Source organism: Polaribacter porphyrae (genome assembly GCF_002954685.1).
GTDB lineage: Bacteria > Bacteroidota > Bacteroidia > Flavobacteriales > Flavobacteriaceae > Polaribacter > Polaribacter porphyrae.
Map to the genome: position 1 here is coordinate 3,882,820 of NZ_MSCN01000001.1, position 15,346 is coordinate 3,898,165.

A 15,346-nucleotide genomic window follows, 5' to 3' on the forward strand; every position below is an offset into this window, starting at 1 on the left:
CCTAAACTACACAATAATGGGGGATTAATATTTTATACTACAAAGATACATTTAAGTATAATACAAAACAATACCCATTTATGGGTGAATTTAAAAACCCCATTTATGGGGTTTTATACCCCCATAAATGGGGTTTTTGTATTTCTTGTAAGAAGTAATTTGGTTGCTTATTTACCAAATAAATGTAATTCTGTAAACTCTTTATCTATAGTAATAGAGTGCTTTTCAGAATTTAAATCATTCAAATCAATCTCAACATTATCTATTTGTACTGAAGTTACAGTAAAAGGCAAGTTGTGAAAAACAATTTTAAATTTAGAGTAATTTGCATCGAATTTACCTTCTTTATGTTGTTGTAGTATAAATTCTTTTTTCTTACCAGTTAATTTAAAAGTTCTTAAACTATATCTACCTTTTTTATAGTCATATCCATCATGTGCATCATCATATAATTGAGATTTTTCTTTACCTATTTTATAATAAACATCTAAAGTAATTTCATCAAAATTCTTTTCACCAACATATTGTTGAACAGGATATTTAGGAATTACAGCACCTTCTTTAATAAAAATAGGCATACTGTCTAAATCTGCATCTACCCAAGTTTCTTTACCACCTTCAATTACTTCATCTGTCCAGAAATTATACCATTTACCTCTTGGTACATACATTCTTCTTCCTTTAGCATTTGGTTCTTGAATTGGGCATACTAATATTTGTTCTCCATATACAAACTCATCGCTTCTGTAATGCGTGTGTTGATCTTCTTGGTCGAATAAAACTAAAGATTTTAAAATAGGAGTTCCATTATTAATGTGGTTCCAAAACGCTGTATATAAATATGGTAATAATTGATATCTAATTTCAACAAATTTTCTAACAATATCTGTTATTTCTTCACCAAACACCCATGGCTCTTGATCTCCATGATCACCAGAAGAATGAACTCTACAAAATACATGAAAAATTCCTAATTGAATCCATCTTGCAAAAAGTTCTCCTTGTGGTTGCTCTGCAAAACCACCAATATCTGAACCTGCAAAAGAAAACCCAGACATTGCCATTCTTTGTGCTTGGTTGTTGGCAACTGCTAAATGTTCCCAAGTAGCTACATTATCTCCAAACCAACTAGAAGTATATCTTTGAGTGCCTGAATAAGCAGCTCTAGTGATTACAAATGGACGCTTTGGATATGAATATTTTTTTAAACCATGATATGTGGCACGTGCCATTTGCATTCCATAAACATTATGTGCTTTTCTATGAGAACATTGATTACCATCATAATCATGTCTTACATCATTTGGAAAAGTTTTATTTGGAACCTCCATTACAGCAGGTTCATTCATATCGTTCCAAACCCCTTTTACACCAATATCTTCGATTAATTCTTGGAATAAACCAGACCACCATTCTCTTACTTCTGGTTTTGTAAAATCTGGAAAATAACACTCTCCAGGCCAAACTTTACCTTTCATATATGGACCATCTGCACGTTTACAGAAATAATCTTTATCTAATGCTTCTTTAAAAACGTCGTATTCTAAATCAATTTTGATTCCTGGATCAATAATAACTACAGTTTTAAAGCCATCATTTTCTAATTCTTTTACCATCCTTTTTGGGTCTGGAAAATAGTTTTTATCCCAAGTAAAACAACGGAAACCATCCATATAATCAATATCTAAATAGATAGCATCACATGGTATTTTTAAATCTCTAAATTTTTGAGTGATTTGTTTTACATTACTCTCTGGATAATAACTCCATTTACATTGATGATACCCTAAAGCCCAAAGTGGAGGTAATGCATGTGGTTTACCTGTTAAATCTGTATAATTGGCAACAACATCCGACATTTGTGGACCATAAATAAAGTAGTAGTTCATTTCACCACCTTGTGCCCAGAAACTAGTTATATTTCTTCTTTCTTGTGCAAAATCAAAATGAGTTTTAAAGGTATTGTCAAAGAAAATACCATAAGATTTATTATCATGTATAGACGTGTAAAATGGAATTGCTTTGTAAATAGGATCAGTATTTTTACCAAAAGCATAAGAATCTGTTACCCAGTTTTCAAAACGTTTTCCTTTTAGGTTTACATCTACAGGTTTATCTCCTAAACCGTAATAACTTTCGGCTTTTTGAGATATTTTACTCATTTTTACAATATCACCTCCAAATTCATAACTTTCCTCCCAATGAAAACCAATTTCATCTTGATTTATCAAAACCATGTCTTTAGCATCATATAAACTAACTTGTAAACTCTGTTTTTCAATTTTACAAATTAGTTTTGAAGTTTTAATTACATAGTATTTGTCTTCTTCAGATACATCTAAAAAATTGTACCCTCTTGAAGCATGAATAGTAATTCCATAAGAAAAGTCATTATCGAATTTTCCAGTAGTAGAGTATCTAAATCGTATAACGCTATCTCTTACAACTGTTACTTGTAATACAACACTATTTTTTGTGGTAAAATATAGTGTATCTACATCTTTTTTGTAATTTATAATTTCTGATGGAAATAAATTTCCTTTTTGTTCTAGTTCAGTATTAACAATCATTCTGCTTGTTTTTTTAGCTTCGTAAAAATCGTAATTTTTTAGGACAACATAAATTTTTAATGTTATTTTTTTACGATATAATTATCGAATTTAACTGTAAAAGTATTACTTACACATTTAATAAATATGTATTATAGAAACAATTTTTAATCTATATGCTAAAATTAAAAAAGCCTCATTATTGAGGCTTTTTTTTATAGACTAATTAATATTTAACATATTTTATTGATAAAACAATAAAAGTTAAAACTTATTTGAATTTGTATGCTAGCATGCCTAGAGGAGGTAAGTTTAATTCTAATGAATTTAATCTACCATTCCACTCTTTTTTATTAGTGGTTAAGCTTTTATTTTTATAATTACCAGTTCCATTATATTTTTTGGCATCACTATTAAAGACTTCTTTTAAAGTGCCTGCTTTTGGTAAGCCAATTCTGTAATTTTCTCTAGGTATAGGAGTTAAATTTAGAACAACAATTATATTATCTTTTTCATTTTCTCCTTTTCTAATGTATGACATTACAGAATTTTGATGATCTCCATGATCTATCCACTCAAAACCTTCTGGAGAAAATTGTTTCTGATGTAACGCTTTTTCTTTTTTATATAGCTTATTTAAGTCTTTTACTAAATCTTGTGCACCTTTATGAACATCATATTGTAATAAATGCCAATCTAAACTTGTTTCAAAATTCCATTCTGATGTTTGTCCAAATTCACCACCTTGAAACAATAACTTTGTTCCAGGATGTGTGTACATAAAACTATATAGTAATCTTAAATTTGCAAAACGTTGCCATTCATCTCCAGGCATTTTATCTAATATCGCTTTTTTACCATAAACTACTTCGTCATGAGAAAGAGGTAGCATAAAGTTTTCAGAAAAAGCATAATTTAAACCAAAAGTTAATTCATTTTGATGATGCTTTCTATAGATAGGTTCTTTTTGAAAATAACCTAATGTATCATGCATCCAACCCATCATCCATTTCATGCCAAAACCTAAACCACCATCATAAATTGGCCTTGAAACTTGTGGAAATGAAGTTGATTCTTCTGCTATTGTTTGTACATCTGGAAAAGCCTCATAAACTGCTGTATTCATTTCTTTGATAAAATCAATAGCTTCTAAATATTCTCTGCCACCATATTTGTTTGGCTCCCATTCACCTTCTTCTCTTGAATAATCTAAAAATAACATTGAAGCTACAGCATCTACTCGTAAACCATCTGCATGGTATTGATCTAACCAAAAAATAGCATTACTAATTAAAAAAGCTTTAATCTCATTTCTACCATAATTAAAAATTAAACTTTTCCAATCTTGGTGATATCCTTTTCTTCTATCTGGATGTTCATATAAATGTGAGCCATCAAAGAAACCTAAACCATGATCATCTGAAGGAAAGTGAGAGGGTACCCAATCTAAAATAACGCCAATACTTTCTTCGTGAAATTTATCAACCAAATATTTAAATTCATCTGGATAACCAAAACGTGATGTAGGTGCAAAATAACCTGTTAACTGATAACCCCAACTAGGATCATAAGGATACTCCATAATTGGCATAAACTCTACATGTGTAAAGTTCATCTCTTTAACATAATCAACTAGCTCGTCAGCTAATTCTTTATAACTTAAAAAACGATTTTCTTCTATTTGCTTTTTCCAAGAACCTAAATGTACTTCATAAACAGAAAAGGGTGCGTCTAAAGCATTATTCTTTTTTCTGTTTTTCATCCATTTTTTATCTTGCCATTCATATTGATCATTCCAAACAACAGAAGCTGTTTTTGGAGGATGCTCACATCTTCGAGCAAACGGATCTGCTTTTTCAGTAGTTATATGATTGTTATTACTCTGTATTTTATATTTGTAGATATTCCCTTTTTTTACTCCAGGAATAAACCCTTCCCAAATACCACTTCCATCCCAACGTACATTTAATTGGTGATCACCTTCTAACCAAAAGTTAAAATCTCCAATTACTGAAACATTTTTTGCACTTGGTGCCCAAACCGCAAAATAAGTTCCTTCTTCATCATCAACAGTAGTTATGTGAGATCCGAATTTTTCATATAATCGAAAATGTTTTCCAGCTTTAAATAGATTAATATCAAATTCTGTAAAAAGACTGTGTACTTTTGTTTGTGCCATAATTTTATGAATTCATAATGTTTGCAATACCTTTTAATGGAATTATTGTCCATTTTGGTCTTGAATTGAGTTCGTAGCCTAACTCATAGATTGCTTTTTCTAGTAAGCAGTATTTTAATAAATATATTCTTTCGTTTGTGTAACCAATAGATAAATTGGCTTCTTGTGTTTTTTCTCTGTACGTTTCTAAAAAAATAGCAACCATATATCTGTATAGCAATTCTCCGTATTCAAAAAGTTCTTCTTGTGTTTTAGAATAACTTTTTTGATTACTAAAAATGGTAGAATAAATTGCGTAGTGAAAAGATCTAAACAAACCAGCTACATCTTTTAAAGGTGGTTGCTTTACTTTTCGGTCTCTAATTGTACTTTCTGGTTCACCTTCAAAATCTAAAATACAAAAATCATCATCTTGAACTAATACTTGCCCTAAATGATAATCGCCATGTATTCTTATTCTTTCTCCTTTTAGTTTTGTCCAATCAAAATTAACTAGTCTTTTTCTAATTTCATTTTTCTTTTCTAAAAACTCTTGTGCTAATTTTAGAGAATATCCTTCTAATTTATCAATATTATTTTCTGTTAAATTTAATCTATTTTGAAATTGATATGTAAGTCTGTTTTTTAACCAAACTGTATAATCTCCATTAAATCTGGTTGGTGTAAAAGCAGTTTCTTCAAATTCTGAACCTAAAGCTATATGCATTTCAGCTGTTCTCTGTGCTAAAAGGCTAACTTTATTTAACAGGTTTAAACCAATCCAATCAACAACTTGAGGAGCAAGTTCTGTAATTTTTTTTCTTTTGAATATTTTTACTTTTGGTAAATCTTTTAGTTTAATATTTTTCTCATCTATTGCTTTGTAGATAGTGTGTATTTCTTTTAAAAAATATTCCCAAGCATCACCTTTATTTGGGACTAGCTTTTGCATTAATGCAATTGTAATATTGGTGTTTTCTGAATCTATAATATTCATACTTCCCAAATACATTGGTGTGTATTTAAATTCTTTTTTATGTGATAAAAAACGACTCATTTCATAGTCAGGGTTTTTATCTGCATAGATTCTTCTAAAGAATTTTAATATAAATGCATCATTATAAACAATAGATGTATTACTTTGCTCTGCTCCTAAAAATCTTGAAGACTGATAAGGAGGATAATTAAAACCTTCTGTTTTATGATACTGAACAGGAGTTCTATCAATAGGTAAAGCATTACTTATTCTTTGATAAACTACTTTTCTAAATGCCTCTAAATACATCGCATCTATAATAAAGCCTTCTTGATTTTTAAGTTTAATGGGAAGAATTCTATTTTCTAATGCAAAATTTTCATCTGAAACAAAAGCTATAGGTAGAAAATAATGATGATAAAATGCTTCTACAAAGTTTACTTCTAGAATTAATCCAAAATAAAGTTCATCACCTTGTTGAATTTTAAAATATTCACTTAATTCAATATACTTTAGCTTACTAGATTTACCTCCATACCATCTTTGTTTTAAAATATATTCTTCTAAAACATTTGATAAAAAAATAGATATAAAATCTTTGTCTTCTATAATACTTTCCCAGTTGTTTTTTGAAGAAAACATTTTTGAATTAGAGTCTGTAACTATTTTTTCTTTCATATTTTACTTATTAATTTTAAAGATATGAAATGGCAAAGTTGCATGCAATTGAACATAGTTCCATTCATTATACCAATTGTAAGAATTTCTTGTCACCAAATCTAAAACTTCTATTTTATGTCCATGATAAATTCCTAAATCATGCAAAGGCAATTGAACAGAGCCAGCTTGTGAGTTGTAAGCATCTAAACTTATGACAGTTAGTGTTTCATTAGTTTTGTCTTGATTCCATTTGTAGAATGCAATTAATTGATCATTACCTGTTTCTAAAAATTTGATATTGTTAGTTTGCTGATAAGATTCATGTTCTTTTCTAATTGCATTTATTTTTGAAATTAACGTGGTAATTTTATTTTCTTTAAACCAATCGTAATGACAAAGTTGAAACTTTTCTGACATATAATATTCCTCTTTCCCTGCAATAGGTGTATCTATTTGTTGTTCGAAAACAGGGCCATAAATACCAATACTAGAACTTAATGTAGCAGCCAAAGCATATCTTAAAATATACATACTTTCTGGAGCACCTTGTAAATGATATGGATTAATATCTGGTGTATTTGGCCAGAAGTTAGGTCTCATGTATTCTCTTTGTTCTGTTTTTGTAAGATTATTCATGTACTCAATAATTTCATGTTTAGAAACTCGCCATGTAAAGTACGTATAAGATTGTGTATAGCCTTGTTTTGCAAGTTGTTGCATAACTTTTGGCCTTGTAAAAGCTTCTGCTAAAAATAACACATCTGGATGCTGTTTTTTAACTTCTGCAATAACCCAACCCCAAAAATAATAAGGTTTTGTATGAGGATTATCTACCCTAAATACATTAATTCCACAATCTATCCAATATAATAAGGTATCTAAACACTCTTGCCAAAGATTTTTATAATCTTCACTTTCCCAATAAATTGGTAAAATATCTTGATATTTTTTAGGTGGATTTTCTGCATATTGCACAGTTCCATCTGGTCTCCATTTAAACCAATCTGGATGTTCTGTAACCCAAGGATGATCTGGTGCTGCTTGCAAAGCATAATCCATAGCAACTTCTATACCTTGTTTTTTTGCTTCTGCAATAAGGTTTTTAAAATCTTCTAAAGAACCTAATTCTGGATGAATATCTTTATGACCACCATCTTTAGAACCAATACCCCAAGTAGAACCAACATCTCCTTTTTGTGCAACTGTTGTATTATTTTTCCCTTTTCTATTAACTTCTCCTATTGGATGAATAGGAGGGAAGTATAATGTATCAAACCCCATTTGAGCTACCCTTGGTAACAATCTATGGCAATCATTAAAAGTACCATGTTTACCTTCTTGTTCTGAAGCCGAACGTGGAAAAAACTCATACCAAGTAGAAAAGCGTGCTTTTTCTCTATCAACATAAACTTGATATTCATTAGAAGTTTGAGTTAATAATTTTTCTGGATTATTAACAAATATGTGATGTAGTCTTTCAGAAATAGCTTCTTTTATAGCTTCATTATATGCTTCTGGATTCTTAAATATATTGATTAGATGTTCTAGGTATTTTTTTTTATTACCTTTTATATTCTTTATAATTTTATAAAGTAATTCTACACCTTCTAATAATTCTGAATTTACATGTTGATAGTCATCAATTTTACGATCAATACCATGCTGCCAGTTTAGGGCATAATCTACCCAGCCTTCAATTTTGTAAGAATAAAAACCTTGTTTAGGTGTAACAAAACTTGCAGTGTATTCATCATTAGTAGTAGGAGACATTCTTATTTCTGACCAAGATTTTTCAGACTCATGTTTATACAATAAACTTGCTTGTAAAACATCATGACCATCAACTAAAACATCTGCGGTTACATTAACAACTTCATTAACTACTCGCTTTATAAATACTGTGCCTTGATTGATTTGAGGAGCAATATTTTCTATTACAATTCTACTTTGATTTTGCATTAATATAGTAAGTTTTATAAAAATAAAGATTATCCTATAATAGTTCCTTTTGCAATTGTTGCATCTTTTTTAATAACAACAATTCCGTCTTTAACCATGTAAGTATCTGTTTCAATATCATCTATATGTGTACCTCCATTGATTCTTACATCATCTCCAATTCTACAATTTTTATCTATAATACAATTATGAATATAACACCTATCACCAATACCCATCATAATTTCAATTTTTTCTTTTGCAACTTGTTCTAGTGTTTCATAGAAGTCGTTACCCATCATATAGGTATTTGAAATTAATGAGTTCTTACCAATTCTAGAACGTATACCAATAACAGATCGTTCAATTTTTTCTGCTTGTATTATACATCCATCACCAATAACAGCTCTATTTAAAATTGAACCAGAAATTTTAGATGTTGGTAAAATACGAGCTCTAGTATAAATCCCTTTTTCATTATACAAATCAAATTGAGGAACATCATCTGTTAAACCAATATTTGCTTCAAAGAAAGAATCTATATTTCCTATATCTTCCCAATAACCTTCGTATTGATAACTTAACGTTTTATGATTTTCTATAGCCTGTGGTATAATTTCTTTACCAAAGTCGTTAGTATTTGGATTATCCATCAGTTTTTTTAATAAATCTCTATTAAAAATATAGATACCCATAGAAGCTAAATAATCTCTTCCTTGAGCTTTCATTTCATCTCCTACATCAGAAGTCCAATTTGGTAATAATTCAGACCCGGGTTTTTCAATAAAAGAAGTTATTATGTTTTCATCATTGGTTTTTAATAATCCAAATGAGGTAGCATCTTTAGCATCAACAGGATAAGTAGCAATAGATATTTCTGCACCACTTTCTTCGTGCTTTTTAATCATATCATTAAAATCCATTTGATATAATTGATCTCCAGAAAGTATTAATGCGTATTCAAAATCATTCTGTAAAAAGTGATGCATACTTTGTCTTACAGCATCTGCAGTTCCTTGAAACCATTTATCACTTTGTATAGTTTGTTCAGCAGCTAATACATCAACAAAGGCAGAACTAAAAAAACTAAAATGATATGTATTTTTAATATGTGCATTCAATGAAGCAGAATTGAATTGTGTTAATACATACATTCTTTTGATATCTGAATTGATACAATTAGATATAGGAATATCTACTAATCTGTATTTACCAGCAATTGGTACTGCAGGTTTTGATCTATCTTTTGTTAATGGATACAATCTTGAACCTTGTCCTCCACCTAAAATAATTCCTAAAACTTTGTTGTTAATCATTCGATTCTTTTTTTAATGATTTATATAATTCTTCTACTTGTTTGGCAATTGAAATCCAATCAAAATATTCTTCTACTCTTTTTCTACCTTTAGTTGCCATTGATTTTCTTAACTCTGGGTTATCGATTAGCTTGTTAATTCCATCAGCTAAATCTTTAGCAAATTTATCTGGATTTACAGGTTCAAAAGGAGCTGTTTTTTGTTGTTCTACAGGTACTAATATACCAGTTTCATCATGAACAACAACTTCTTTAATTCCTCCTACAGCACTAGCAACAACAGCAGTATCACATGCCATAGCTTCTATATTTATAATACCAAAAGGTTCATAAATTGATGGGCAACAAAATACATCTGCATGAGAATATAATTGAATAATTTCTTCTTTAGTGACCATTTTGTCAATCCAAATAATATTATCTCTTGTTTTTTGAACTTCGTTAACAGCTTGCTCCATTTCAATACCAATTTCTTTGGTGTCTGGTGCACCAGCACAAAGCACAATTTGTGTATCTGGATTAATATATTTAATAGCATTTACCAAATGAATAATTCCTTTTTGTCTTGTAATTCTACCTACAAAAAGCACATAGGGTTTGGTTTTATCTATATTATATTCATCTAAAGTTGATGTTTCTGAAGTAGTTATATATTGTTGTAAATTAATACCATTATAAATTACCTTTACCTTTTTCTCATCAACATTAAAATGTTTTAGCACATCTTCTTTGGTTTCTTCAGAAACAGCAATTAAAGCATCAGCCATTTCAATAGCTGTTTTTTCTATCCATGAAGAAGCATCATAACCACGCCCTAATTGTTCTCTTTTCCAGGGACGTAGAGGTTCTAATGAATGAGTTGTAATTACTAATGGAATACCATAACAAAGTTTAGCCATAATACCTGCAAAATGTGCATACCAAGTATGGCAGTGTATAATATCTGCATCAATTACATCTGCATTCATTTGAATACCAGTAGTTAAAGTTTTAAAAACGGCTTTTAGTTTATCATCTGAATTATCAAAGGCAGAATTTTCGAAAGGAAAACCTTTTACACTCAAAGTACCTTCTTTATTGTCTTGATCTCCAAAACAGCGGACCTCAAGATTCATTAATTTTGATAATTCTGTCGCCAAATATTCAACATGTACTCCTGCACCACCATAGACATAAGGAGGAAATTCTCTTGTAAAAAAAAGGGTTTTCATAATTTATTTTAGTAGTTAATTTTTAGCAAGTTATAAACCAGCCTATAAGTTATAAAATAGGGGCAAAACTACAAAATAAAAGAGTGTTTTTTTAATCTTAAGATATTATTATTAGTTTCATAATATTAAACTAATAATTTGCATTTAATATATTTAACTGAAAGTAATGTATATAAATCAAAGATATTAGTTATTATCTCTATTAACTTCTTTGTTTATTTATCTCGTCTTGAAGCTGTCTGCGTAGTTTTTGTTCTCTTTCTAGTGATTTTTTTCTATGAGTTTCAAAATCTTGCTCAACATCAAATAAATTATCTTTTGCTTCTTTAGTTAAGGAATTACTTCTAGAAAATTTAACTATAAAATAAATTAAAAGTATTAGAAGTATTAAAACTAAAATCCATACAATAAGATTATACGTAATTTTATTAAGTTGTTTACCAAATAATGATATTGAATTTTCTTTTTCTAATGCAGTATCTAAATCTACTTTTGTTTTACTTAAGTTAGTATTCAGGTTTTTTACATTATTTCTCTCTTTTAGTAAAAGGTTTTCTTTTTCAGAAATTAATTTTTCTAACTTCTTTATTGAGTCTAAAACATTAGATTTTAAAATTTGATACTTGTTAAGATCAATTACTTTATATTTTTTTGGGGTTCCAGCTGGCTTGTATGTAGTAGATGTTCTGAAGATTTTATCAAATTGCCCCTTTATAGTTTTGTCTTCTTCATCAGGTATTTCTTGTGAAAAAGATACAATTGATAAAAAACTAAAAACAAGTAATGTTATTTTGAATTTCATTTAAGTACTATTATTTTGATTGTAAATTTAAGAAAAAAACCCAAACTAGTGTTTGGGTTTTTTTATAAGCAAGTATTAATATTTATTTAATTTTGTCTACAACTGCCTTAAAAGCTTCTGGATTATTAACAGCTAAATCAGCTAAAACCTTACGGTTTAATTCGATATTATTAGCTTTTACTTTACCCATAAACTGTGAGTAAGACATTCCGTTTAAACGAGCTGCTGCGTTAATACGCGTAATCCATAAAGAACGGAAGTTTCTCTTATTATTTTTACGGTCTCTATATGCATATAGCATACCTTTTTCAACCGCATTTTTTGCTACTGTATAAACGTTTTTTCTACGTCCAAAGTAACCTTTTGCTGCTTTCAAGATTTTTTTTCTTCTATTTCTTGAAGCTACTGAATTTACTGATCTTGGCATAATTCAAATTGTTTTTTGTAGTAGGCGTTTATTTAGTTGTTTGTTTTTGGTTGTTCGTTGATAGTCAACTTCAAACTTCAAACTTCAAACTAATAACTCTTTTTTGCCTAACTCCATGGTTAATAATTAAATTCCCTTAATTAAACTTATTTTAAGTTTAATTGTTGTTTAATGTTAGCTTCATCAGCTTTATGTACTAAAGTTGCATGAGTTAACTTTAACTTACGTTTTTTAGACTTCTTTGTTAAGATGTGGCTTTTAAACGCGTGTTTTCTTTTTAATTTACCAGTACCAGTAACTTTAAATCGTTTTTTGGCACTAGATTTTGTTTTCATTTTAGGCATCTCTCCTTCGTTTTAACTTGCTTATAGTTATCCTGAACATAGTTCAGTATCTTTTATTTTGATTTTTTTGGAGCAATAAACATAATCATACGTTTACCTTCTAATTTTGGTAATTGCTCTACTTTACCATATTCCTCTAGTTCTTGGGCTAATTTTAATAATAAAATTTGTCCTTGTTCTTTAAAAATAATAGAACGCCCCTTAAAGAATACAAATGCTTTTAATTTAGCACCATCTTGTAAAAATTTAATAGCATGTTTCTTTTTAAATTCATAATCATGCTCATCTGTTTGAGGTCCAAAACGAATTTCTTTAATAGTAACTTTAGTGGCTTTTGCTTTTAAAGCTTTTTCTCGTTTCTTTTGCTCATACAAGAATTTCTTGTAATCAATAATTTTACAAACAGGAGGTTTTGCTTTTGGAGATATCTCGACCAAATCTAACTCTTGCTCTTTGGCCATCTGTTTAGCTTTTGCTAAAGGGTATACGCCAACTTCTACGTTATCACCAACTACACGAACTTCATCAACATATTTAATTTTATCGTTAATTCTGTGCTGATCTTCTTTGATTACTCTTAATGGTCTTCTAGACCTACTTCTTCTAATTGCTATGACTAATGAATTTTAAATTTAACTTAATGGTTTTTTAACTTTATTTCTTGAACTCTAATATAATTAAAATTTCTTTAATGTTTTACTTTCTTCTTCTTTTATTAAAGATTTAAATTCTTCTATTGTAAAAGTACCTATATCTCCTTCTCCGTGTTTTCTAACAGAAACTGTACCATCTTGTTCTTCTTTCTCTCCAACAATCACCATAAATGGGATTTTACTCACTTCTGCATCTCGAATTTTTCGTCCAGTTTTTTCACTTCGACTATCTACGAGGGCGCGAATTTCGGAATTTTCTAACGATTCTAAAACTTTTTCGGTATATTTTTGATATTTCTCACTGATTGGCAGTATTATAACTTGATCTGGAGTTAACCAAAGAGGGAAATTTCCACCTGTATGTTCTAATAAAACTGCTATAAAACGTTCCATAGAACCAAAAGGAGCTCTATGAATCATTACTGGTCTATGAGATTGGTTATCTGAACCTGTGTAACTTAAATCGAAACGTTTTGGTAAATTATAATCTACTTGAATGGTACCTAATTGCCAACTTCTACCCAAAGCATCTTTTACCATGAAATCTAGTTTAGGACCGTAAAAAGCAGCTTCACCTTCTTCAATAACAAAATTTAAGCCTTTATCTGTTGCAGCAGAAATAATTGCATTTTCTGCAATTTCCCATGTTTCAACATCACCTATATATTTATCCAAGTTTTTCATATCACGTATGGAAACTTGAGCAGTAAAATCTTCGAAACCTAGAGAACCAAAAACATATAGAACTAAATCTATTACTTCTTTAAATTCCTGGTCTAGCTGTTCAGGAGTACAAAAAATATGAGCGTCATCTTGTGTAAAGCCTCTAACACGAGTCAATCCGTGAAGTTCTCCACTTTGTTCATACCTATATACAGTTCCAAATTCTGCAAAACGTTTTGGTAAATCTTTATAAGAATAAGGTTTAAAGTTATATACTTCGCAATGATGAGGACAATTCATTGGCTTTAATAAAAACTCTTCATCCATTTTCGGAGTTTTTATCGCCTGAAAACTATCTTCTCCATATTTTTCATAGTGTCCTGAAGTTACATATAGTTCTTTCTGTCCAATATGTGGTGTCATTACCATTTCATAGCCCGCTTTTTTCTGGGCAGCTTTTAAAAAGTTTTGCAAGCGTTCGCGTAATGCAGCTCCTTTTGGTAACCATAAAGGTAAGCCAGCTCCAACTTTTTGTGAAAAAGTAAATAATTCTAACTCTTTCCCTAATTTTCTGTGATCACGTTTTTTAGCTTCTTCTAAAAGTTCTAAATACTCTTTTAGCATTTTTTGTTTTGGGAAAGAAATTCCATAAATACGAGTTAACTGGTTGTTTCTTTCATCACCTCTCCAATATGCACCAGCTACATTCATAATTTTTACAGCTTTTATTATGCCTGTATTCGGAATGTGGCCTCCTCTACATAAATCTGTAAAATTACTGTGATCACAAAAAGTGATATCTCCATCAGTTAAGTTTTCAATCAACTCAACTTTATATTGATTATTTTCATTTTGATACATTGCTAATGCATCAGCTTTAGAAACTTCACGCATATTAAATTCGTGTTTTCCTCGAGCAATTTCTAAAAACTTCTTCTCAATGGCAGGAAAATCTTTTTCAGAAATAGTATCATCACCCAAATCTAAATCATAGTAAAATCCATTATCAATAGCTGGACCAATAGTTAATTTTGCATTCGGATAAAAACTTAAAATAGTTTCAGCTAAAACATGGGCAGAAGAATGCCAAAATGCTTTTTTACCTTCATCATCATTAAAAGAGTATAAAACTAATGATCCATCTGTGGTTAAAGGAGTTTTGGTTTCAATAGTTGTACCATTAAAACTTGCTGAAATTATATTTCTTGCTAAACCTTCGCTGATGCTTCTTGCAACATCAAAAGGAGTACTATTTACAGCAAACTCCTTAACACTTCCATCTGGTAAAGTAATTTTAATCATTTAATGTGAAATATTTTAAGTCTGCAAAGATATTAAAAACAATATTTCATACAATATATATGTACTTATTAGTTCTATTTATTTTTAATGAGGTTTTCTTTTATTCTGTAATAATGAATATTAAATAATCCTAAATAAATGTCATATTTATTTAGAATTGGGTAATTCTAATATTCTTGTTAACACAAAAACGTTTAAATCAAAAGTCTATCATTCTATGTTTTTAATAATCATTTTATGAAATAGTAAAACAAATACTGATAACAAGGAAGGTAATTAGAGTAAAGTTTATAGGATAAAAAGGTAAGAATTTTCAAAAGGAGGAGTGGTTCAGGTTAATTTAAAGGA

General features: G+C 29.5%; 11 protein-coding genes. All 11 read right to left on the reverse strand.

Annotated features, from left to right (window positions below):
- Positions 1 to 167 precede the first annotated feature (167 nt).
- Entirely contained in the window at positions 168 to 2,570 is a 2,403-nt protein-coding gene (locus BTO18_RS17370; RefSeq protein ID WP_105017444.1) for a glycoside hydrolase family 31 protein, read from the reverse strand.
- 250 nt (positions 2,571 to 2,820) lie between these two features.
- Complete coding sequence (gene glgB, locus BTO18_RS17375; RefSeq protein ID WP_105017445.1) at positions 2,821 to 4,728, reverse strand: 1,4-alpha-glucan branching protein GlgB; 1,908 nt, start codon at positions 4,726 to 4,728, stop codon at positions 2,821 to 2,823.
- 4 nt (positions 4,729 to 4,732) lie between these two features.
- Positions 4,733 to 6,361 (reverse strand): trehalose synthase, encoded by a 1,629-nt coding sequence (locus BTO18_RS17380; RefSeq protein ID WP_105017446.1) that lies wholly within the window; start codon positions 6,359 to 6,361, stop codon positions 4,733 to 4,735.
- Between the two features lie 3 nt (positions 6,362 to 6,364).
- On the reverse strand, positions 6,365 to 8,302 hold the full coding sequence (locus tag BTO18_RS17385) for an alpha-1,4-glucan--maltose-1-phosphate maltosyltransferase (protein ID WP_105017447.1): 1,938 nt from the start codon (positions 8,300 to 8,302) through the stop codon (positions 6,365 to 6,367).
- A 29-nt stretch (positions 8,303 to 8,331) separates the two neighbouring features.
- Complete coding sequence (locus tag BTO18_RS17390; RefSeq protein WP_105017448.1) at positions 8,332 to 9,597, reverse strand: glucose-1-phosphate adenylyltransferase; 1,266 nt, start codon at positions 9,595 to 9,597, stop codon at positions 8,332 to 8,334.
- Positions 9,590 to 10,807 (reverse strand): glycogen synthase, encoded by a 1,218-nt coding sequence (gene glgA / locus BTO18_RS17395; RefSeq protein ID WP_105017449.1) that lies wholly within the window; start codon positions 10,805 to 10,807, stop codon positions 9,590 to 9,592. The genes BTO18_RS17390 and glgA overlap by 8 nt, the downstream gene beginning before the upstream one ends.
- A gap of 202 nt (positions 10,808 to 11,009) precedes the next feature.
- Positions 11,010 to 11,609, reverse strand: coding sequence for a hypothetical protein (locus tag BTO18_RS17400; RefSeq protein ID WP_105017450.1), 600 nt, complete (start codon positions 11,607 to 11,609; stop codon positions 11,010 to 11,012).
- An 82-nt stretch (positions 11,610 to 11,691) separates the two neighbouring features.
- Positions 11,692 to 12,036, reverse strand: a complete 345-nt coding sequence (gene rplT / locus BTO18_RS17405; RefSeq protein WP_068355457.1) for a 50S ribosomal protein L20 — start codon at positions 12,034 to 12,036, stop codon at positions 11,692 to 11,694.
- A 146-nt stretch (positions 12,037 to 12,182) separates the two neighbouring features.
- Entirely contained in the window at positions 12,183 to 12,380 is a 198-nt protein-coding gene (gene rpmI, locus BTO18_RS17410; protein ID WP_105017451.1) for a 50S ribosomal protein L35, read from the reverse strand.
- A 53-nt stretch (positions 12,381 to 12,433) separates the two neighbouring features.
- Complete coding sequence (gene infC / locus BTO18_RS17415; protein WP_302849160.1) at positions 12,434 to 12,952, reverse strand: translation initiation factor IF-3; 519 nt, start codon at positions 12,950 to 12,952, stop codon at positions 12,434 to 12,436.
- A 105-nt stretch (positions 12,953 to 13,057) separates the two neighbouring features.
- Entirely contained in the window at positions 13,058 to 14,998 is a 1,941-nt protein-coding gene (thrS, locus tag BTO18_RS17420) for a threonine--tRNA ligase (protein ID WP_105017453.1), read from the reverse strand.
- Positions 14,999 to 15,346: the final 348 nt, after the last annotated feature.